The organism is Cellulophaga sp. (assembly GCF_039943695.1).
Lineage (GTDB): Bacteria > Bacteroidota > Bacteroidia > Flavobacteriales > Flavobacteriaceae > Cellulophaga.
In genome coordinates this window covers 32,652-54,143 of record NZ_JBDVAA010000014.1, presented here as the reverse complement: position 1 = coordinate 54,143, position 21,492 = coordinate 32,652, and the positions used below count along the sequence as shown (strand labels likewise).

The 21,492-nt window shown below is 32.5% G+C and carries 23 protein-coding genes; 11 read left to right on the top strand and 12 right to left on the bottom strand.

What is annotated here, in order from left to right; all coding sequences use genetic code 11:
* Positions 1-15: 15 nt before the first annotated feature.
* Together serA and ABJD66_RS01425 are read right to left on the bottom strand one after the other, a co-directional pair.
* Positions 16-1,908, bottom strand: a complete 1,893-nt coding sequence (gene serA, locus ABJD66_RS01430; protein ID WP_100895329.1) for a phosphoglycerate dehydrogenase — start codon at positions 1,906-1,908, stop codon at positions 16-18.
* 147 nt (positions 1,909-2,055) lie between these two features.
* Positions 2,056-2,508, bottom strand: coding sequence for an isoprenylcysteine carboxylmethyltransferase family protein (locus ABJD66_RS01425; RefSeq protein WP_348127395.1), 453 nt, complete (start codon positions 2,506-2,508; stop codon positions 2,056-2,058).
* Between the two features lie 95 nt (positions 2,509-2,603).
* Between ABJD66_RS01425 and ABJD66_RS01420 the strand changes: the two genes are divergently transcribed.
* From ABJD66_RS01420 to ABJD66_RS01395, 6 genes are all read left to right on the top strand, one after another.
* Positions 2,604-3,188, top strand: coding sequence for a non-canonical purine NTP diphosphatase (locus ABJD66_RS01420; protein ID WP_348127392.1), 585 nt, complete (start codon positions 2,604-2,606; stop codon positions 3,186-3,188).
* Complete coding sequence (locus ABJD66_RS01415; protein WP_303545437.1) at positions 3,181-3,810, top strand: DUF4337 domain-containing protein; 630 nt, start codon at positions 3,181-3,183, stop codon at positions 3,808-3,810. The genes ABJD66_RS01420 and ABJD66_RS01415 overlap by 8 nt, the downstream gene beginning before the upstream one ends.
* Positions 3,811-3,965: 155 nt before the next feature.
* A complete protein-coding gene (locus tag ABJD66_RS01410; protein WP_100895325.1) occupies positions 3,966-5,783 on the top strand; it encodes a DEAD/DEAH box helicase in 1,818 nt (605 codons plus the stop codon).
* Between the two features lie 158 nt (positions 5,784-5,941).
* Positions 5,942-6,721 (top strand): carboxypeptidase-like regulatory domain-containing protein, encoded by a 780-nt coding sequence (locus ABJD66_RS01405; RefSeq protein ID WP_348127388.1) that lies wholly within the window; start codon positions 5,942-5,944, stop codon positions 6,719-6,721.
* A 47-nt stretch (positions 6,722-6,768) separates the two neighbouring features.
* The gene (locus ABJD66_RS01400; protein ID WP_100895323.1) at positions 6,769-7,122 is read left to right on the top strand and encodes a hypothetical protein; all 354 of its coding nucleotides are present in this window, start codon (positions 6,769-6,771) and stop codon (positions 7,120-7,122) included.
* A 14-nt stretch (positions 7,123-7,136) separates the two neighbouring features.
* Positions 7,137-7,514 (top strand): PH domain-containing protein, encoded by a 378-nt coding sequence (locus tag ABJD66_RS01395; RefSeq protein ID WP_100895322.1) that lies wholly within the window; start codon positions 7,137-7,139, stop codon positions 7,512-7,514.
* A 73-nt stretch (positions 7,515-7,587) separates the two neighbouring features.
* Here ABJD66_RS01395 and ABJD66_RS01390 read toward each other — a convergent pair whose 3' ends face one another.
* The 9 genes from ABJD66_RS01390 to ABJD66_RS01350 form a co-directional block, all read right to left on the bottom strand.
* A complete protein-coding gene (locus ABJD66_RS01390; protein ID WP_100895321.1) occupies positions 7,588-8,751 on the bottom strand; it encodes a sigma-54 dependent transcriptional regulator in 1,164 nt (387 codons plus the stop codon).
* Between the two features lie 9 nt (positions 8,752-8,760).
* Positions 8,761-9,627, bottom strand: coding sequence for a DUF6268 family outer membrane beta-barrel protein (locus ABJD66_RS01385; protein ID WP_348127383.1), 867 nt, complete (start codon positions 9,625-9,627; stop codon positions 8,761-8,763).
* Positions 9,628-9,662: 35 nt separating this feature from the next.
* Positions 9,663-10,508 (bottom strand): mechanosensitive ion channel domain-containing protein, encoded by an 846-nt coding sequence (locus ABJD66_RS01380; protein ID WP_100895319.1) that lies wholly within the window; start codon positions 10,506-10,508, stop codon positions 9,663-9,665.
* Position 10,509: 1 nt separating this feature from the next.
* On the bottom strand, positions 10,510-11,847 hold the full coding sequence (locus ABJD66_RS01375; protein ID WP_348127379.1) for an ABC transporter permease: 1,338 nt from the start codon (positions 11,845-11,847) through the stop codon (positions 10,510-10,512).
* On the bottom strand, positions 11,847-12,776 hold the full coding sequence (locus tag ABJD66_RS01370; RefSeq protein ID WP_303545423.1) for an ATP-binding cassette domain-containing protein: 930 nt from the start codon (positions 12,774-12,776) through the stop codon (positions 11,847-11,849). Before ABJD66_RS01370 ends, ABJD66_RS01375 begins: the two co-directional genes overlap by 1 nt.
* Positions 12,777-12,896: 120 nt before the next feature.
* Positions 12,897-14,018, bottom strand: coding sequence for a molecular chaperone DnaJ (gene dnaJ / locus ABJD66_RS01365; RefSeq protein WP_348127374.1), 1,122 nt, complete (start codon positions 14,016-14,018; stop codon positions 12,897-12,899).
* Between the two features lie 9 nt (positions 14,019-14,027).
* Positions 14,028-14,588, bottom strand: coding sequence for a nucleotide exchange factor GrpE (locus ABJD66_RS01360; RefSeq protein WP_100895315.1), 561 nt, complete (start codon positions 14,586-14,588; stop codon positions 14,028-14,030).
* 100 nt (positions 14,589-14,688) lie between these two features.
* Entirely contained in the window at positions 14,689-15,351 is a 663-nt protein-coding gene (gene mnmD, locus ABJD66_RS01355; RefSeq protein ID WP_348127371.1) for a tRNA (5-methylaminomethyl-2-thiouridine)(34)-methyltransferase MnmD, read from the bottom strand.
* A 4-nt stretch (positions 15,352-15,355) separates the two neighbouring features.
* Positions 15,356-15,859, bottom strand: a complete 504-nt coding sequence (locus ABJD66_RS01350; RefSeq protein WP_348127368.1) for a DUF4920 domain-containing protein — start codon at positions 15,857-15,859, stop codon at positions 15,356-15,358.
* A gap of 107 nt (positions 15,860-15,966) precedes the next feature.
* Between ABJD66_RS01350 and ABJD66_RS01345 the strand changes: the two genes are divergently transcribed.
* Positions 15,967-17,034, top strand: coding sequence for a branched-chain amino acid aminotransferase (locus ABJD66_RS01345; protein ID WP_303545478.1), 1,068 nt, complete (start codon positions 15,967-15,969; stop codon positions 17,032-17,034).
* Between the two features lie 51 nt (positions 17,035-17,085).
* On the opposite strand, the gene ABJD66_RS01340 is transcribed toward ABJD66_RS01345, so the two are convergent.
* Positions 17,086-17,472: a nucleoside triphosphate pyrophosphohydrolase family protein gene (locus ABJD66_RS01340; protein ID WP_100895311.1), complete on the bottom strand. Its 387-nt coding sequence runs from the start codon at positions 17,470-17,472 to the stop codon at positions 17,086-17,088.
* 543 nt (positions 17,473-18,015) lie between these two features.
* Here ABJD66_RS01340 and crcB point away from each other — a divergent pair.
* From crcB to ABJD66_RS01320, 4 genes are all read left to right on the top strand, one after another.
* Positions 18,016-18,387 carry a fluoride efflux transporter CrcB gene (crcB, locus tag ABJD66_RS01335; protein WP_100895308.1) on the top strand — a complete coding sequence of 124 codons (372 nt, stop codon included), beginning with the start codon at positions 18,016-18,018 and terminating at the stop codon, positions 18,385-18,387.
* A 253-nt stretch (positions 18,388-18,640) separates the two neighbouring features.
* Entirely contained in the window at positions 18,641-18,979 is a 339-nt protein-coding gene (locus ABJD66_RS01330) for a P-II family nitrogen regulator (RefSeq protein ID WP_100895307.1), read from the top strand.
* A 32-nt stretch (positions 18,980-19,011) separates the two neighbouring features.
* Positions 19,012-20,292: an ammonium transporter gene (locus ABJD66_RS01325; RefSeq protein ID WP_198519421.1), complete on the top strand. Its 1,281-nt coding sequence runs from the start codon at positions 19,012-19,014 to the stop codon at positions 20,290-20,292.
* A gap of 116 nt (positions 20,293-20,408) precedes the next feature.
* The gene (locus ABJD66_RS01320) at positions 20,409-21,425 is read left to right on the top strand and encodes an outer membrane beta-barrel protein (RefSeq protein WP_348127362.1); all 1,017 of its coding nucleotides are present in this window, start codon (positions 20,409-20,411) and stop codon (positions 21,423-21,425) included.
* Positions 21,426-21,492: the final 67 nt, after the last annotated feature.

Below are 21,492 nucleotides of genomic sequence, written 5' to 3'. Positions count from 1 at the left end.
GTAACACATACAATACTAATAAAGCACTCTAAATTTAATAGTGTTTTCTACCTTTTTTAGAGCTTTAATAACTTCTTTATTGTACTTTTTATCTAAGTCTGTAATTACATACCCAACCTCATTGTCTGTAGATAAATACTGTCCTGTTATATTCATTTCGTATTCTGCTAAAACCTTATTTATTTTAGCCATTATACCTGGTACGTTTTTATGTATATGTAAAAAACGGTGCGCATTTGTTTGCCTTGGCAAACGTATACTAGGGAAATTTACAGCATCTACGGTATTACCAGAGTTAATATACTCCATAATTTTATTAGGTACAAAATCTGCAATATCTCTTTGCGCTTCTTCTGTACTACCACCAACGTGCGGTGTTAATATTACGTTTTCTAACCCTTGCAGCTCTGTAAAAAACTCACCATTACTACGTGGCTCTTCTGGATAAACATCTACTGCTGCTCCGCCAATTTTTCCGCTTTTTAGTGCTGCTACTAAAGCTTGTATATCTACTACAAAACCACGAGATAAGTTTATAAGCATAGCTCCGTTCTTCATCTGCTTAATTTCTCGTTCACCAATAAAGTTCTTGTTAGCTTGGTTATCATCTATATGCAACGTAACAACATCAGACACATTTAACAAGTCTTCTAGTGTATTACATTTAATTGCATTACCAAGTGCTAACTGGTCGTTAACATCATAATAATACACTCGCATACCAATAGCTTCTGCTAAAACAGATAATTGCTTACCAATATTACCATACCCTACAATTCCTAATTTTTTACCACGTACTTCTCTAGAGTTTATAGCAGTTTTATTCCATTGTCCATTGTGAATTTCCTGACTTCTAGGAAATACATTACGCATTAACGTAATTATTTCTCCAATAGCCAACTCTACAACAGAACGTGTATTACTATACGGAGCATTAAAAACAACAACTCCTCTTTTTTTAGCACTTTCTAAATCTATTTGCGTAGTACCTATACAAAATGCACCTACTACCAATAACTTATCTGCAGCTTCTAATACCTTTTTGGTTACTTGTGTTTTAGAACGAATACCTAAAACGTGTACTCCTTTTAATTTTTCTATTAATTCCTCTTCTGGTAGACTGTGCTTTACTAACTCCACAGAAAAACCATCTTCAGATAAATTATGAAATGCTGCCGGATGCACATTTTCTAACAACAATATTTTAATTCTATTTTTCGGGTATGATATTTTCCTTGGTAAATCGTTTACAAACAAAAACTCATCCATATTAGGTGTAACGTGGTCTGCATTATCTGTAGCTTTGTCTCTGCTCACATTTTCTGTGTATGCAAAAAACTTATCTGCAATACCAGCTTCACGCATTACATAATCACTATACCCATCTCCTATTACTTGTACTTCTCCTTCTAAATGTAGATTTTTAAGGCATTCAATTTTTCCGTTGTGAGACGCCAATACATTAGCTTCATCAAAACCAACAATATTACCATCCTCATCAAACTTAAAAGTATTAGCATACACTTTTTCTGCTGGTATGTTGTACTCCTCTACAATGGGATCTATAAACTCTTTAAAACCACAAGAAATAACATAAATATCATCAGAATAATTATGAAAAAATTCTTTATTAGTTTCTATAGACTTAGAAATTTTATCTCTAAGCTCTTCTACCAATTGTGTTAAATGACTTTTATGAGCGTTTAAAAGTTTTATACGCTTCTCCAAGGATTCTGTAAAGGAGATATCGCCATCTATTCCTAGATTGGTAATTTCTTGTATTTCTTTAATAATTTCATCTTTGTTAGCATTACCTTGTAATGTAATTTCAGCTAAAACATCTAAAGCTTCAACTCTGGTTAGAGTGCTATCAAAATCAAAAACATATTTTCTCCCTTGGTCTACCATTTTAAAAAAATTTAAGTAGTAAAAGTAAAAAATATTAGTGTTTAAGCAGTTAAATCAAAATAAAATTAAAGCAAAAAAGGCGTATCATCACATATGCTATAAAAATTGTTTTTTAAGCACCCTTAAATTAAGAATATGATAATAAAATTAAAACCAACGACGCACTTTTTTAGTGTAACTCGTATATTCTTTACCAAACTTTTGGGTTAACATTTCTTCTTCTGGTTTTATTTGGTAAGCATTCATATAAGACACAAAACCAGCTGCTATTAACATATTAAAAGCATTGCTTAAAAATAAACCCCAACCAATAAGTAATAACAACATTGCTAAATACATTGGGTTTCTTGTAAACTTATAAATACCTGTAGTTACCAATGCACTAGTTTTGCTAAGGTTTTTAGGATCTACTGTTGTTTTGGCTTTTAAAAATTTATAGGTTGATGCTGCTAAAACCAAAAGCATAACCACTAACAAACCTTTTAAAAGCATTGTTCTTCCAAAAAAATCAAAAATTCCAAAAGGTAAAAACCTAGCTAAAACATACATTACCAATCCAAACACAAAAACCACTACTACTGGCGGAAGCTTTAAAGACATACATTACTATTTTTAAGAAAATAAAATTACTACTTTTGCGCTTGTTTTTTTAGGTTTTCACCTAAAGAATTACAAAAAACAAATAAGCATCACCAATGAAAATAGTATTTGCAACGCATAACACTAACAAGTTTAAAGAGGTAGAGGCTCTTGTTCCTAAAAACATTACACTGGTTTCTTTAACAGATATTGGTTGTTTTGATGATATTCCTGAAACCGCAGATACCATAGAAGGTAATGCCAAACAAAAAGCAAATTATGTTACAGAAAAATATAACTTACCTTGTTTTTCTGATGATACTGGCTTACTAGTAGATGCTTTAAACGGCGAACCTGGTATTTACACTGCTCGTTACGCTGGTGAACAAAAAAGTGCAGAAGATAATATGAACAAATTACTATACAATTTAGGTGATAGTAACAATAGAACTGCACATTTTAAAACTGCTATTGCATTAAATTTAAACGGGGAACAGCATATATTTACAGGCGTTGTAAACGGTAAAATAACTAAAAGCAAACAAGGTAAAGATGGTTTTGGATACGATCCTATTTTTACCCCAGAGAACTACAACCTTACTTTTGCAGAGCTACCACTTAGTACAAAAAACCAAATAAGCCATAGAGCTAAAGCAACACAACAATTAATTACTTTTTTAAAAGGATACAAAAATGCCTAAGCAAACCGTAGAAGTTTCAGTAGCATCTGAACGTGCCGAAGCATATGGCGGTGTACTTATTGCATTTTTTGCTGCACTTATGGCTATTTCTCAATTAGTAAACGGCGAATTAGAGGAAGAAATGATGATTGCTCACAATAAATTGGTCAATTATTCTAGCTGGTATCAGTCTAAAAGCATAAAAGAGAGTTTAAAAGAAAGTGAATTAGACAATCTTGAAGCACTGCTTTATACAAATGCAATAGCAGAAGAAAAAAGAGATTTTGTTTACAATAAAATTGAAAAAACGAAAGCTAAAATTGAAAAATACAAAGCAGAGAAACACGAGATTTTAATTGGATCAAAAAATATAGAAAAAAAAGAGTGGACACAAGACTTAGATGGCAAAATGGGCGTAATAACTGGTATTAACGAGTGGAAAGTACTTGCTAATAAATATGATATTGCCACTCGTAAGTTTGATTTTGGTGTTCTTTTTTTTCAAATAAGTATTGTTTTAGGTGCCGTCTGCATCATAATTTATGACAATCCTAAGTTGCAAAAATCATTAGTAGTTTTAATGATAATTTTTGGTGTTATTGGTGTTGTTATGTCTGTATATGGTTATAGTCTTGCACCATAAAAACAAGTATTATCTATGTTGTATGGTTATTCAAAATATTTAGAGTACTTTTGCACTTTATTAAAAACGCCGCTGGTATAGCATGTGTTACTCTGAGTTATAATATGATAAACGCTCTATGTAACATACATATTTGCGATTAAGAATAACATATTATGACAAAATTTGAAGCATTAGGGCTAGACAAGTCCCTACTTGATGCTATTGTAGATCTTGGGTTTGAATCACCTTCAGAAGTACAAGAAAAAGCAATTCCAATCCTTTTAAATGAAGACACAGACCTTGTAGCATTAGCACAAACAGGTACTGGTAAAACTGCAGCTTTTGGTTTTCCGTTAATTCAGAAAATTGATTCTAGTAGCAGAACTACTCAAGGATTAATACTTTCACCAACACGTGAACTTTGTTTACAAATTACAAATGAGCTTAAAGCGTATTCTAAATACGAAAAAGGACTTAATGTAGTTGCAATTTACGGTGGTGCTAGTATTACAGACCAAGCAAACCAAATTAGAAGAGGAGCACAAATTGTTGTTGCTACTCCTGGTAGAATAAAAGATATGATTAGCCGTGGTATGGTTAACATTTCTAAATTAGATTACTGTGTATTAGATGAAGCGGATGAGATGTTAAACATGGGCTTCTATGAAGACATTAAAGACATTTTATCTAACACTCCAGATGAAAAATTTACGTGGTTATTCTCTGCAACTATGCCAAGAGAAGTTTCTACCATTGCTAAAAAATTTATGCACAACCCACAAGAAATTACAGTGGGATCTAAAAATGCAGGTGCAACTACAGTACAACATGAGTATTATGTTGTTGGCGGTAGAGATAGATACCCTGCGTTAAAAAGATTAGCAGATACCAATCCTGATATTTTCTCTGTTGTTTTTTGTAGAACTAAGAGAGATACACAAAGGGTTGCCGAAAAATTAATTGAAGACGGTTACAATGCTGGTGCTTTACACGGAGATTTAAGTCAAAACCAAAGAGATTTGGTAATGAACGCTTTCCGTAAAAAACAAATACAAATGCTTGTTGCAACAGATGTTGCTGCACGTGGTATAGATGTAGATGATATTACACACGTAATAAACTATCAATTACCAGATGAAATAGAAACATACACTCACCGTAGTGGGCGTACTGGTAGAGCTGGTAAATCTGGTGTATCTATGGTTATTGTAACTCGTAGTGAGTTACGTAAAATAAAAGCCTTAGAAAGAAAGCTACAAACTGAATTTTTATCAAAAAAGATTCCAACAGGAATGGAGATTTGTGAAATTCAATTGCACCATTTAGCCAATAAAATTAAAGATACTAAGATTAATGAGGAAGTAGAAAGTTACTTACCTGCCATTAATGAAATATTAGAAGGTTTAGATAAAGAGGATCTTATTAAGAAGATTGTTTCTGTAGAGTTTACTCGTTTCTTTGACTACTACAATAAAACTAGAGACTTAAATGGCTCTGACCGTGGAGAAAGAGGAGATCGTGATGAACGCGGAAGAAATAAAGCAGAAATACCTACAAGTGGTTCTGTACGTTACTTTATTAATGTTGGTGAGCGTGATGATTACGATTGGATGACATTAAAAGATTTCTTAAAAGAAACTGTTGGTCTTGGTAAAGAAGATGTGTTTAAAGTAGATGTTAAAGAAAGTTTCTCTTTCTTTAATACAGATGCAGAACACTCTGAAAAAGTATTAGCAACGTTTACTGAATTTAAAGTTGACGGAAGATTTGTTAACGTAGAAATATCTAACAACCCTGGTGGTGGCGGAGGCCGCAGAGGAGGAAGAGATCGTGGTGGACGCGGTGGCGACAGAGGTCGTTCTTCTTCTCGTGGAGGAAGAGATAATAGAAGCGGCGGTGGAGACAGAGGTCGTTCTCGTAGCAAAGACAGTAGAGGAAGTCGCGATAGCGGTGGAGGATACGGAAACAAAAAAAGCAAAAGAAGATACTAGTCTTTTTAAGTTAATAGAATACTAAAAAATACGCTTCGGCGTATTTTTTTTGTTTATTTACCAACTTAAATCAAAAATTTAACCCTTACACCACAGCTAAAGAGATAAACTTTAATATCTTAGACTTTTTAGTAGAAGATAAATGACACCACCTTTTTATGAACAAATACATCCTACTTATTTTTAGCTTAGTTACATTTATTGGATTTTCTCAAGACAAAAAAGCTAAAGAAAACAAAAATGAGTTTTCTGCAACAATTATAAATTCGCAGACAGACGAACCTATGCCTAGCGTGCACATTGTAAACCTAAACCAAGTAAAAGGTACTATTACAGATCAAGATGGTAAGTTTACAATACCCGCAGTTGCTAACGACACACTTTACTTAACGTATCTTGGTTTTAAATCTCAAAAAATTAAAGTAACTAACGATATGCTTAAATTTAAGGATACAGAAATTACCTTAACAGAACTAGCATTTGCTTTAGAAGAAGTTGTTGTTAAACCATACCAACTAACAGGTTTTTTAGAGATAGATGCCAAAAACGTGAGTTTAAATGACTCTTACCAATACGCAATATCTGGACTAAACACAGGTTATGAAGCTGGTAATAAAAACCCAAGTGCAGTTACAAAAGTACTTGGCGCAATATTAAACCCAGCAGATTTACTCCGTAATTTATTTGGAAAAAAACCTGCACAAATGCGTAAACTTCGTCAAATTAAAGAAGATGACCGTATTAGAGATTTGCTAGCAGCAAAGTTTGATAGAGAAACACTAACAGAATTACTTCAATTAGAAAAAGTAGATATTGAAGACATTTTAAACAACTGTAACTACTCTAAATCTTTTATACAAACTGCCAACGACCTACAAATTTTAGACGCTATTAGCGGTTGCTACGAAGAATATAAAGTACTAAACAGAAAAAAATAACAGTATAAAAATTACTGTTTAAAAAATACATACACCTTAGATTAACTATGACTAAATTAGAATTTTTACAGAAGAACGTTTTTACAGATCTTAAAAATTTAAATACTGGGTTTGACTCTGAAGAAAACTTTTATTTCTCTGAGTTAGATTTTGCAATGGTTTTAGAGCGTATAGAATACTTTGGTATTGGAATACACGCTATTAAACCATATATAAATGAAGAATTTGGCACAACTAAAACCAATGAAGATTACAGAAAAAAAGCTACCGATGCCAAATGGTACAAAAGAGCTTATTTTGATTTAAAAAAGGCAACACCAAAAATGATATATACTGCAGATTACAAAGTATCTGCAAAGTTGCTTAACAAAGACGAGAACAAAACTGAAGAAGCAAACTAAACCTTAAGCAAACAATGGGATTATTTAATAAAATACTTGGTAACGCTAGTGAGGTATCTGTAGATAAACTTAATGAAAAATACGGAAGACTTCTAATAGACGGTGAACAAGTAGAATTAGGCTTTAAATTAGTAAGAGACACTTTTATGTTTACCAACAAACGCTTAATATTAATAGACGTACAAGGACTTACTGGCAGCAAAGCAGAATATAAATCTATGCCATACAAAAGCATTTCTAGATTTTCTTTAGAAACAGCTGGCACTTTTGATTTAGATGCCGAATTAAAAATTTGGATTTCTAGTGAAAACCTCCCATCTGTAAGTAAAAAATTTAATAAAAGCATAGATGTTTACGAAGTACAAAAATACCTAGGAAGCAAAGTGATGTAATACTCATAAACCTATAAATACAAAAAAGCCTAGATTTAAAATCTAGGCTTTTTTGTATTTATTAAAACTATTATTACTTACTAGCAAATAATTTTACATCTTCCTCTGTTACCTCTTTTCCGCCTAAAATAATTAAACGTTCTACCACATTACGCAACTCTCTAATATTACCTGTCCAGTCATAACTCTTCAATAATGAAATTGCTTTGTCTGAAAACACTTTTTTAGTAGTTCCTTGCTCTTTGCTAATCTTATCTGCAAAGTAGGCTATTAATAAAGGAATATCATCTCTCCTATCATTTAAAGCAGGTACTTTAATAAGTATTACCGCCAGTCTATGGTATAAATCTTCTCTAAAGTTACCATCTGCTATTTCCTTTTTTAAATCTTTGTTTGTAGCTGCTACTACTCTAACATCAACCTTTATATCTTTATCTGTACCTACTCTAGATATTTTACTTTCTTGCAAGGCACGCAATACTTTAGCTTGCGCAGACAAACTCATATCTCCTATTTCATCTAAAAAAATAGTTCCCTTATTTGCTGCTTCAAACTTACCTGCCCTATCTTTTACAGCAGATGTAAACGCTCCTTTTACGTGACCAAAAAGTTCACTCTCTATTAATTCTGATGGTATTGCAGCACAATTTACTTCTATAAATGGCGCTTTGCTACGTGGACTTTTTTCGTGCAACCAATGCGCAACCAATTCTTTACCTGTACCGTTAGACCCTGTAATTAAAACACGCGCATCTGTAGGGGCTACTTTCTCTATCATATCTTTAATTAAAGCTATGCCATCACTCTCCCCTACCATTTGGTAGTTTTTACTTACTTTCTTTTTTAACTTGGTATTTTCTACCACTAAATCTTTACGATCTAATGCATTACGTACCGTAGTTAACAACCTATTTAAATCTGGCGGTTTAGATATATAATCAAAAGCACCTAAACGCATTGTATTTACAGCTGTATCTAAATCTCCGTGACCAGATATCATAATAAAAGCTAATTCTGGCTTTAATTTACGTGCAGCCTCTAATACCTCTACGCCATCCATTTTAGGCATTTTAATATCACACAAAACTAAATCATAATCGTTTTTTTTAATAGCATCTATACCTTTTAAACCGTCTTCTGCCTCTTCAACATTATAGGTATCACTCTCCTCCGATAAAATTTTTACCAAAACTCTGCGTATTGCAGCTTCGTCTTCTATTACTAGTATTTTTGACATATACGTGTTTTAAAAAATTCCTATTTTAAATCCTGTTTTAAAATATACATTACCATCGTCATATAACGAATATACACTTTTTCTTTCTTCATCTCTTAACAAACCCCTTTGAGACAAAGTGTGACCTGCTAAACAATAAAAAGAAATGTTTTTATTAATATTATATTGGTAACCAAAAGCACCTACCACAACAGATAAAGACAAACCAGAGCCTAAATCATTATCTGGCAAAGCAATATCATTTTGCACATTTACAAAATAACCATCCAATAATAATGCCGCTTTAAATGTGTGGTGCTGTTTTAAATGATATTTAAACTCCATTCTAGGAACACCAACCATATAAGACCAATTAGGATGAAATTTTTTATAGTAACTTATTATTGGTAAAGGAACATCAAAACCTGTTGCATTATTATAAGACAAGCCCAGTATTAAACGAGTAGGTTTTTCCTTTTTCATATCTGCCTTTATAGCAAGCACAGAATAATTTAAATTAAAATCTTCCTTCTGCACTCCGTTAATAAAATTAGAAGCCAACCTTGGTGTTAGCAAACCAATAAGAGTCCATTTTTCATTTAAAATATGTGCATAACCCAAATTAAGATCTACAATTCTTAATTTCTCTAACTCCTTATCATCAAACTCATAAATACTATCGTTTGCAAAGTCTATGATACCATATTCTGCTCCAGTAATTATGTAATTTTCATCATTTAATTTAATAGGTAAATTTGCTAAGAATCTAAATCTAGAAATACTTCTAGAGGACTCTTTTTTTGGCAAAGTAGTATACTCTAACCTTACAATATCTGAGCTTTGTGATAAAGCACATTGTACTATTAGAAATATACAAACCCATAAAAGCTTCTTCATATAAGACACTAATGTATACGTAAATATCAACTAAATTATTTATTAATAATATGTATATCTCTTTGTGGAAAAGGGATTGAAATATTATTTTTTCTAAAAGCCGCGTCTATTAAAAAACGTAAATCACTTTTAATTCTAGGGTCGCCGTAACTATCATTAGTATAATAATTCACAGAAAACATAAGTGCAGAATCTCCAAAATCTTCAAATAGTACAAAAGGTGCAGGATTTTTTAGAATTCCTTTTTTACCATCTATAATCTCTAATAACAACTTAGACACCAATTCTACATCACTACCATACGCAACACCTATTTTTACATTTTCTCTTGTAGTTTTATGGTTTTGAGTATAGTTGTAAATACTATCTGTTAAAAATTTATGGTTAGGTATAACAATTACCTTGTCATCCCTGGTTAAAGCCCTTGTTGTTCTTAATCTAGTTTCAAAAACTCTACCAACTTTACCCTCTACCTCTATAATATCTCCTATATGTAAAGATTGATCTAAAATAATTAAAATTCCAGAAATTATATCCTGAAAAAGGTATTGCAGTGCAAAACCTAAACCAACAAATAAAGCGGCAGATGCAGTAAGCAAAACAGTTAAATCTACACCAGAAGAGTGCAAAACAGTTATTACTGCTAGGATGTACAAAAAGTACTTTAAAAAATTAAATATACTTAAAAACTTATTTTTATCGTCTTGCGGTAATTTAGCAACAACTATTCTATGTATGAGTTTTAAAATATAGGTAACAGCCAAAATAGCCACCACAATAGTAACCAAAGTACTTACCGTAATAACTACTTTATCACCATCTACCAACTTGTAAGACATTAAGTCTTTTAAGTATTTAAGAATATTTTTTAACTCTTCCATATTAATATTTTAACCACTTATATAAATCTTTATAACTTGGCTTTTTACCATACATTAAAATACCTATTCTATATATTTTTGCTGCCAACCACACAATAGATAAAAAGGTAATTATTAATAACAAAACAGAAACTACCAATTGCCAAACTGGCACACCACCTTCTCCTATACCAGAAGATAAACGCATTAACATTACTATTGGAGACGTTAACGGAAATAAAGAAAACCCAACTGCCACTGGCCCATGAGGGTTACTAAAAACCGAAATAAAACCAACATAAATAGCTAACATTAGTGGTGATATTACAGGTAACATAAACTGTTGCGTATCCGTTTCATTATCTACAGCAGCACCTATTGCCGCATATATAGAACTATAAATTAAATACCCTAAAACAAAATATACCAAGAAAAAGCTAAACAAAGATACCCAAGGTATTTGCAAAAACATTTCGGCATATTGTTGTATGTTATCCTCCATACCTCCACTTGCCATTTTCATAGCTTGTGCTTGCGGTAAACTAGAACTACCATTTTGCAAGGCAGTCATATCTAAATCAAAAATTAAAAATACAATTAAAAATAAAATAGAACCAGATACTACCCATATCACAAACTGAGTTACCCCCGCCAAAGATGTTCCTATTATTTTACCCATCATTAACTGAAAAGGCTTAACCGATGAAATAATAACTTCTATTACCCTACTTGTTTTTTCTTCTATTACACTACGCATTACAAAACTACCGTAGATTATAATAAACATCATTATTAAATAGCCAAAACCACCACCAATTATAGCGTTAAGCTCGTTTAATCCTTTTAAATTTTCTTTTCCTTGAAATGTAGCCGTATGTATAGAAAAGTTTTTGCTAATAGAACTATACTGTTGTTCTGAAACCCCTAAACTCTCTAATCTTTTTTGCTTTAATCTATATTGAAAAATATCTTCTAAATCCTCTAAAAAACCATCTGTAGGAGATTCTTTAGAGAAAAAATATGAAGATTTTGCCACATCTTCTAAAGTTTTACCATTTGGTATAAAAACCAAACCATAGTAACCAAGTTGCTCTGTAGAATCTTTAGCCTGCTCTAAACTTATATTTTTAAAACGCACTACAGATGTGCTTTCTGTATTTATGAAATCATCTGCATAAAAACTACTCTCATTTAATACAGTAATAACTCTTTTATCACTATCATTTAGCATTGCTAAATACAAGACCAAAGCAACCATACCTACCATTAAAATAGGACTTAAAAAAGTCATTATTATAAACGACTTATTTTTTACTTTAGCTAAATACTCTCTTTTTATAATTAAGCTTAATTTACCCACTACTTTGTTTTGCTTTTTACGGTTTGTATAAAAATATCGTTTGCAGACGGTATTGTTTCTACAAAGTGGTTTACTTTTCCTTTTTCTGATAAATACCCTAACAATGCACCTGTATCATTAGAAGGCAATTGTATTTTAAAATCTAACTGCTCATCTTGCTCATTATAAGATGGTGTCCATATTTTATGTTTTTCTTCCAACTTCTTTAAAACATCATTCTGCTCAGATACTTGCAACCCTACATTAAAAATATTGTTTTTATACTCTTTTTTAATGTCTGATAATTTTCCGTCTAGTATTTTTTCTGATTGATGAATAAGTGCTATGTACTCGCACAATTCTTCTACAGATTCCATACGGTGAGTAGAAAATATTATTGAAGCACCTTCTTCTTTTAAGTGAAGAATTTCATCCTTTATTATATTAGCATTTATAGGATCAAAACCACTAAAAGGCTCATCAAAAATTAATAATTTAGGTTGATGAAGTACAGTTACAACAAACTGTATTTTTTGTGCCATACCTTTAGATAACTCCTGCACTTTCTTATTCCACCAATCTCCTATATCTAACCTATCAAACCAATATTTAAGTCGTTTTGTAGCTTCTGCCTTAGATAAGCCTTTTAACTGTGCCAAATACAAAGCCTGTTCACCAACCTTCATACTTTTATACAAACCTCTTTCCTCTGGCAAATAGCCAATAGTTGCTATATGCTCTGGTTTTAAGGGTTCGCCATCAAAAAAAACAGCACCAGTATCTGGAAAAGTAATTTGATTTATAATACGTATTAGCGTAGTTTTTCCTGCGCCATTAGGTCCAAGTAGACCATATATACAATTCTTAGGAATTTCTAAGGAAACATTGTTTAGGGCTGTATGGTCTCCAAATTTTTTAGAAACACCTTTTGCCGCCAAAATAGTACTCATTTTCACAATTTTTCCAAAGATAGATAAATGGTAGCATATAAAAATAAAACCCACCCTTATTTACATAAGGATGGGAAAAAAAATGAGCAGTGACAAGCACTGCTCAATACTCTTTGCTCTTTAAGAGAACATATCTTTAACTTTCTCAAAGAAAGATTTATCAGATTTTTCTGGGTGTGGAGCAAAATTCTCATTGCCAGCCATACGCTCAAAAAACTCTCTTTGTTCTTTGTTAAGTTCTTTTGGTGTCCACACATTTACGTGCACTAAAAGATCTCCGCTACCATAACCATTTAAGCTTGTAATACCCTTACCTCTTAAACGTAATATTTTGCCAGACTGTATACCTTCTTCTAGCTTAATACGTACTTTTCCGCCAACAGCATCAATTTCTTTAGAAGTACCTAAAACTGCTTCAGAAATACTTATATATAAATCATAATGCAAGTTATCACCTTCTCTTTTTAAAGTATTGTGCTCCTCTGTCTCTATAAGTACTATTAGATCACCGTTAACACCATTACCTGGTGCACTGTTTCCTTTTCCTGGCACCTTTAACTGCATACCATCTTCTACACCACCTGGTATTTTAATAGATACAGTTTCTTCTTTAGCTATTAAACCTTGTGCATCTGCACCTGCTGGTTTTTTATCTATAATTTGACCACTACCACCACAAGTGCTACAAGTAGCAGAAGTTTGCATTCTTCCTAAAATTGTATTTGCAATTTTAGTAACCTGCCCAGAGCCATTACAAGTAGTACAAGTATTATAAGTAACACCGTCTGCTTGCACTTTGCGTTTAACTTTGACCTTTTTTTCTACGCCATTAGCAATCTCCTCTAAAGTAAGCTTAACTCTAATTCTAAGATTAGAACCTTTTACTCTACGTTGGCCACCGCCAAAACCGCCGCCGAAGCCACCACCAAAGCCGCCACCGCCAAAGATATCTCCAAACTGACTAAAGATATCATCCATATTCATGCCGCCAAAGCCGCCACCGCCACCGCCAGCACCACCTTCAAAGGCAGCGTGACCGTATTGATCATATCTTGCTTTTTTATCAGGGTCACTTAAAATTTCATATGCTTCTGCTGCTGTTTTAAACATCTCCTCTGCCTTAGCATCACCAGGATTTTTATCTGGGTGAAATTCTATTGCTTTTTTACGGTATGCCTTTTTTATTTCTGCTGCAGTTGCATTTTTAGTGATGCCTAATATGCTGTAAAAATCTTCTTTCATTTCTTATTTTTAGTTCCCAACAACTACTTTTGGGTGACGAATAATTTTATCTCCTAACGTAAATCCTTTCTCTATTACGTCTATAATTTTACCTTTTAACTTTTCATCCGGAGCAGGAATTTGAGTAATAGCCTCGTGCACATCTGCATTAAATGCATCACCTTGCGCAACTTCTATCTCCAATAAACCTTTACCCTTTAAAGTTTCTGTAAATTTATTTTGTATTAGCTCTACACCAGTAACTAGCTCTTTATCTTCAGACTTAGAAATTTCTTTCATTGCTCTGTCAAAATCATCCATAACTGGAAGCATTGATACTATAACTTCTTGACCTGCTGTTTTAAACAAGTCCATACGCTCTTTAGACGTTCTCTTTTTATAGTTTTCAAACTCAGCAAACAAACGTAAAAACTTATCTTTTTCTTTTGCTAAGTCTTGTTGCAATTGTTCTTCTACAGACAACTCTACTGTTTCTTCAACAGGAGCTTCTGCATTTTCCTTAACTTCTTCAGCAGCTTTGTTTATTTTTTCTTCTTGTGCTACTTCTTCAGCTTTATCTTTTTTACTCATTATATGCTAACGTTTAATGTCTTGGATTTTAAGATGGCAAAAGTACTGCCATTTCTTTAAAAATGTCAAAATGTCACTAAAGTTTATTGTAAAAAACTACTTATGACTTAGTTGCTCTTAACATTTCTCTTTTTCCTGGAGGTCCTGGCAAGCGTTCTACCTTAAAACCAACTGCCAACATAGCGCGCCTAACACTACCTTTTGCTGCGTATGTTACCAACACTCCGTTAGTTTTTAACGCATTGTACATTATTTTAAAAACAGTCTCTGTCCAAAGTTCTGGCTGAACCCTAGCGCCAAAAGCATCAAAATAAATAAGATTATAAGTAGCTTTATCTGTAATCTCTAAAAAATCTTGTTTTCTCTTTAAAAGCTGAAAATTTGGCAAAATAGTATTACTTACCTCCCATTCTACTTTATGCATTTTAGCAAATACATCTGCAGATTCTTTAGCATTTAACTGCTCTATATAATTTAATTGCGATACTTCTTCTAACGAAACAGGATAAGCCTCTACACCAGTGTAATTAATAGTTAAATTACTTTTAAAAGCCTCTAACGCTGTAATTATAGCATTTAATCCTGTACCAAAACCAATTTCTAAAATAGAAACAGGCTCATCTTTAAATAAAGATAAGCCGTGTTTTATAAATACGTGATAAGCTTCTTGCACCGCTCCGTGTATAGAGTGGTACTGCTCGTTCCAATCCTCTATTTGTATGGTTTTAGAACCATCACCTGTTGTTATTATTTTACGTTTCAAATATTTATTCTTTTAAAAGCACACCATCTGCCTCAAACCTGTAGGTTTTTTTAGGCTCAGTAATTTGCGCTATTTCTTCTTTAGTTGCACCACCATCTTCTGCATAATGCTGCTGTTCGTCTACAGACATTTGCTCTATAAAAGCTTTTCCGTTTATTACAACTTCTTTACCTGTAATATCTTTAGGCATAAAAAAACCATAGTCTTTAAATTTTACCATTGCTTGTTCACCATCTCCTAAATCTAATTTCATCCAACACCCTTTAGACTGACAAACATCTAATACCTTACCCTTAAACTTAGTTGTTACCGTGTCTGCAACTGCTAAATTATGATAAACAACTGCCATTTCTTTGGTTACCTTAGCGTTATCTACTGTTATTTTTTCTCCAAAAGATGCTAATTCTTCTATTTTTTGCTCAGGTTCCTGAACTACTGTTTCTTTTTTTGCCTCCTTGCAAGACATAAACAATAAAATTACTACAAGCAAAATGTTAAAACTTTTCATATCTGATAAAATTTAGTGATAGAATGCAAATTTGAACAATTTTAATCTAAAAAAGAAGCACTAGTACTGATAATTGATTAATTTTATGATCTTAAATTATGAATACTATGGATGTTACTACAAATCAAATTAGTGTAGAAAAGACTAAAAACAGTAAAATAAACGATGTTGATTTTGATAATCTTTCGTTTGGAAGTATTTATATGGATCATATGTTGGTCTGCGATTATAAAAATGGTGCTTGGGAAGCTCCAAAGGTTGTTCCTTACCAGCCAATATCTTTAGATCCATCTTCTAAGATTTTCCATTACGGACAATCTATTTTTGAAGGAATGAAAGCATATAAAGATGAGCAAGATGCTATTTGGATGTTTCGTCCTTTAGATAATCATAAACGTTTAAACTTATCTGCAAAAAGATTAGCTATTCCTGAAATTCCAGAAAATTACTTTATGGAAGGGTTAAAAGCACTATTAAAGACTGATAGTGATTGGATTCCGCAATCTGCTGGAAGTTCTTTATACATTAGACCTTTTATGTTTGCAACTGGTAATGGTTTTCATGCATCTCCTGCAGATGAATATAAATTTATAATCTGTGGTGCACCTTCTGGTTCTTATTTTTCTGGAGAAGTAAAAGTACTTATAGAAGAAAAATATTCTAGATCTGCAAACGGTGGTGTTGGTTTTGCAAAAGCTGGTGGTAACTATGCTGGCCAGTTCTACCCAACTAAATTAGCACAAGACAAAGGATACCAACAAGTTATTTGGACAGATGATAATACACACGAGTATATTGAAGAGGCAGGTGCAATGAACGTTTTTGTACGTATTAATGATACTTTATTAACGTGCCCAACTAGTGACCGTATTTTAGATGGTATTACCCGTAAAAGTATTTTAAAAATAGCTGAAGACCAAGGTATAAAAACTGAGGTTCGTAAAATTAAAGTACAAGAATTAGTAGATGCCGCAAAAGATGGTAGCTTAAAAGAAATGTTTGGTGCAGGTACTGCAGCTGTTATTTCTCCTATTGCTGGTTTTGGCTTTAGAGATACAGATTATATGCTACCTACTGTTGACGATAGTTATGCTACTTTATTAAAAGATAGTATCACTAGCATACAATACAATAAAGCTGAAGATAAATTTGGATGGCGTTTTAAGGTTGAATAATCTTATTACCAACCTATATAATATAAAAAAGTGCCTAATTAGGCACTTTTTTTATTTTTTAAGAATAGCTTCTATACTTGGTTTAAAATAGTTTGGCCCCTTTAATATTTTACCATCTTCTCTATACACTGGTTTACCATCTGCACCAAGCTTACTCATATTGCTACGTTGTATCTCATCAAAGACCTCTTCAATTTTATACTGCATACCGTGCTCCAATATTGTACCACATAAAATATATAACATATCACCTAAAGCATCAGCAACCTCTACCATATCTTTATTATTGGCAGCTTCTAAATACTCCTTATTTTCCTCATCCATAAGGTTAAAACGCAATAAGTTCTTTTGCTCTCCTAGATCTGATTTTAATTCTTCAGAAACTCCTGCTCCAAAAGATTTATGAAATAACTCTACTGCTTTAAGTTTATTTTTCATTTGTATTATTTTACGTTAGTTTTGCACAAAAATAGAAATATGTTTACCACCGGACAATATATATTTGCTGCTCTTTTTGTAATTGTTTTTACTGTTATTATTGTAATTACATATAAAAAGGACAAAAAATTGCATTTAAAAAATTATTCTGGTGTAAAATGGGTAGCAATTACATTTATTATCTTCATAATCTCCTTGTTTATTATTAAGCAATTTCTAAAAAATTAACGTTTTTTTACCATTCATAACAAAAATCAAGCAACACACAACAAAAAATAGACTTTCTTCGTTATAGTGTAAGAAAACACGTATTTTTGCGTTGTACTGATAAAAAAACCTGCCTAATGACTATTTTCCTTAACATCTTATTTATCCTAGTGGCTATAAATGCCTTACTTCTAGTGTTTAGCGTTAATCGTAATAGCTCTAAAACAAAAAAATCTATTAGTAAAACTACAGCAGAAAACACTGCTAAAGTATACCCACTTAATATAATCTCTACAAAATACAAAAAAGCAATATAGTTTTTTACCTTTGTAAGGTATGAAACAGTTATTACTTGTTTTTTTGGGCGGAGGAGCAGGAAGTGTTTTGCGTTTTCTTATAAGCAAAACACTAAATAATTCATTTCAACCCTATTTCTTAGGAACTTTTTTAGTTAATATAATTGGTAGCTTACTTATTGGTCTTATTATAGGCTTAACTCTAAAAGGCAATTACCTTACAGAAAACCAAGCGTTACTTTTAGCTACAGGTTTTTGCGGAGGCTTCACTACATTTTCTACATTTGCATTTGAAAATCAAACTTTATTAAAGAGTGGTGACTTTTTACATTTTGCACTATACACCTTATTAAGTATTACTATTGGCATATTTGCCGTAATAGCGGGCTTCTGGATTTCTAAATCCTTATAATACTTCTTAAAAAAATAATATTATTTCTATTATTAACACCCAATAGTAGCATTTTTGCTATTAAACACCCCTTTGTGCTCAAATTATTCATTATCTAAATATCATTTTAACAAAAAATTAAATAATAATTACATTACCCCCATTTAAAGTGGGGGTTATTTTATTTATATCATAAAAATTTAATTTCAACCCTATTAATTTAATAGGGGTAATACATAATTAAATACATTTACCCTGTAATTAACTAAACGATATGAAAAAAATTGAAGCAATTATTAGAAAATCTCAATTTGATGATGTAAAAAAAGCGTTACACCAAATTGAAGTAAACTTTTTTAGCTACTGGGATGTTACAGGAGTTGGAAATGAAAAGCAGGGACACGTCTACAGAGGTATATCTTACAGCACAACTGATATCCAAAGAAGATACTTATCTATTATAGTTTCAGACGAATTTTTAGAAAAAACTGTAAACACAATTTTAGATGCTGCTTACACAGGCAATGTAGGTGACGGCAAAATATTTGTATCTGAAATTATTGATGCATACCGTATAAGAACTAAAGAAAACGGGCACGCAGGAATAAACTAACCAAACCAAAGACACTATTAAAATTTAAGATTATGATTAACGAACAACAAGAAGCACTAACTAAAGCTGTTGAGAGCATCAATAGTGATATGGGTGCATTATGGATAATAATCGCAGCAATACTAGTATTTTTTATGCAGGCTGGCTTTACATTAGTAGAGGTTGGTTTTACGCGTAGTAAAAACTCTGGTAACATTATAATGAAAAACATTATGGACCTTTGCGTAGGATCTATTATGTTTTGGGCAGTTGGTTACGGTATTATGTACGGTAGTGATACTGTTTTAGGCGGATTCTTTAGAACAAGTCCAACAGAACAAGGATACTTTTTCTTTTCTGCAACAGATTGGTACAATCTATTTTTTCAGACAGTTTTCTGCGCAACAGCTGCCACAATTGTATCTGGAGCTATAGCTGGACGTACTAAATTTTCTACATACTTAATATTCTCTGCAATATTAACAACTATTATATATCCTATTTCTGGTAGCTGGTACTGGCCTTTTGACGATAATGCTTGGTTAAATGTAGCTGGCTTTGTAGATTTTGCTGGTTCTTCTGTAGTACACGCCGTTGGTGGTGGCGCTGCTTTAGTTGCAGCTATATTAGTTGGCCCACGTATAGGAAAATATGAAAACGGAAAAGTAAATGTTATACCAGGACACAATATGATTCTTGGTGCTTTAGGTGTATTTATCTTATGGTTAGGATGGTTTGGCTTTAATGGCGGATCTCAATTAGCTTGGGGTGGAGACAACACTATTGCTGCAGGAAGTGTTATTATAAATACAAACCTAGCCGCTGCTATTGGCGCAGTTGCAGCTCTTTTCTTTACTTGGATTAAGTACGGAAAACCAGACATATCTATGACATTAAACGGTGCTTTAGCTGGTTTAGTAGGTATTACTGCTGGTTGTGGTGCCGTAAACGCATGGGGAGCATTAGCTATAGGTCTTATCTGTGGTATAGCAGTTGTACTTTCTATTGAATTTATAGATAGAAAATTAAAAATTGATGATCCAGTAGGTGCAATATCTGTACACGGTGTATGTGGCTTTATAGGTACCGTTTTAGTAGGTGTTTTTGCCCTAGATGGCGGACTATTAAACGGTGGTGGAGCTAGCTTACTACTAGTGCAAACATATGGTTCTTTAGCTTACATTTTATGGGCTGCAGGAACAACATTTGTTATACTTTTTATACTAAAGAAAACTATTGGTTTAAGAGTTTCTAAACAAGAAGAATTAGAAGGTTTAGATGTTCATGAACACGATATTGAAGTATATCCTGAGTTTACAACAACTGAAAAATAATCAACAGAAACAAAAACGGAGCGTTTGGCAGAACGCTCCGTCATAAAATGTTTCAATAACACAAAACAAAATCACTAACAAACCCCTAATATTAAAGGGTTTATAATTTATTTAATATGAAATTGAATACGACAACAAATTACTTAAAAAAAATATCATTTTCAATAGTTATGTTATCCTCTGCATTAATTTTTGCTCAGGAAGAAGAAGATAAAAAATTAGAAATTAGCGGATCTGTAGATGCGTATTTTAGAACAAATTTAACTGCAGATGATAAAGCATCTGAAGGTGAACCAATAGCTCCTTTAACCTCCTTTGCTAATGAAACTGGTTTTGCACTAGGTATGGCTAATATTATTGCTAGTTATGAGGGTGAAAAAACAGGAGCTGTAGCAGACCTTGTATTTGGCCCAAGAGGTGAGCAAGCTATTACAGGTTTAAATGTTAACCAATTGTACGCATATTGGAATGTAAGCGAAGGAACAAAGTTAACAATGGGTCGTTTTAATACGTATTTAGGTTACGAGGTTATTTCTCCTGTAGGTAACTTTAACTACAGTACATCTCACCTATTTTCAAGTGGACCTTTTTCTCATACTGGTTTAAAAGCAGATTTTACATTGTCTGATGACTTTAGTCTTATGCTTGCTGTAATGAACGTAACAGATGTAGATAATAATTTAACTAGTAAGTACGCATTAGGTGCGCAATTAGGGTATGCTGGCCAGTACTTAAATTTATATTATGATGATAAAGCTAACCTAGGTTTTGAAATTGACTATACTGGTGGATTTGATTTATCTGATAGTTTTTACTTAGGTATTAACGGTGCGTATGCAGACAATGATGGTAATGGTTTTGCTGGTGTTGCCTTATACCCACAGATTAAAGCTTCTGAGACTGCAACTTTTGGATTAAGAGGTGAGTATTTTACTGAGTTAGTTGATGGTTTAGACGATGAAGCTAGTGTTTTTGCAACTACTTTAACTGGCAGCTTTACTGTTGAAGATTTAACAATTAAGCCAGAAGTTAGGTTAGATGCTTGGAGTAACGACGAGCCGTTTTTAGATAACGACGGAGATCCATCAAAAAGCTTATCTACCTTTTTAATTGCTGCAATTTATTCTTTTTAAAAAAATTAAGTTTAGTTTATAGTTTGGTTGTTGAAGAAAGTCCAGTATGTGCGCTGGGCTTTCTTCT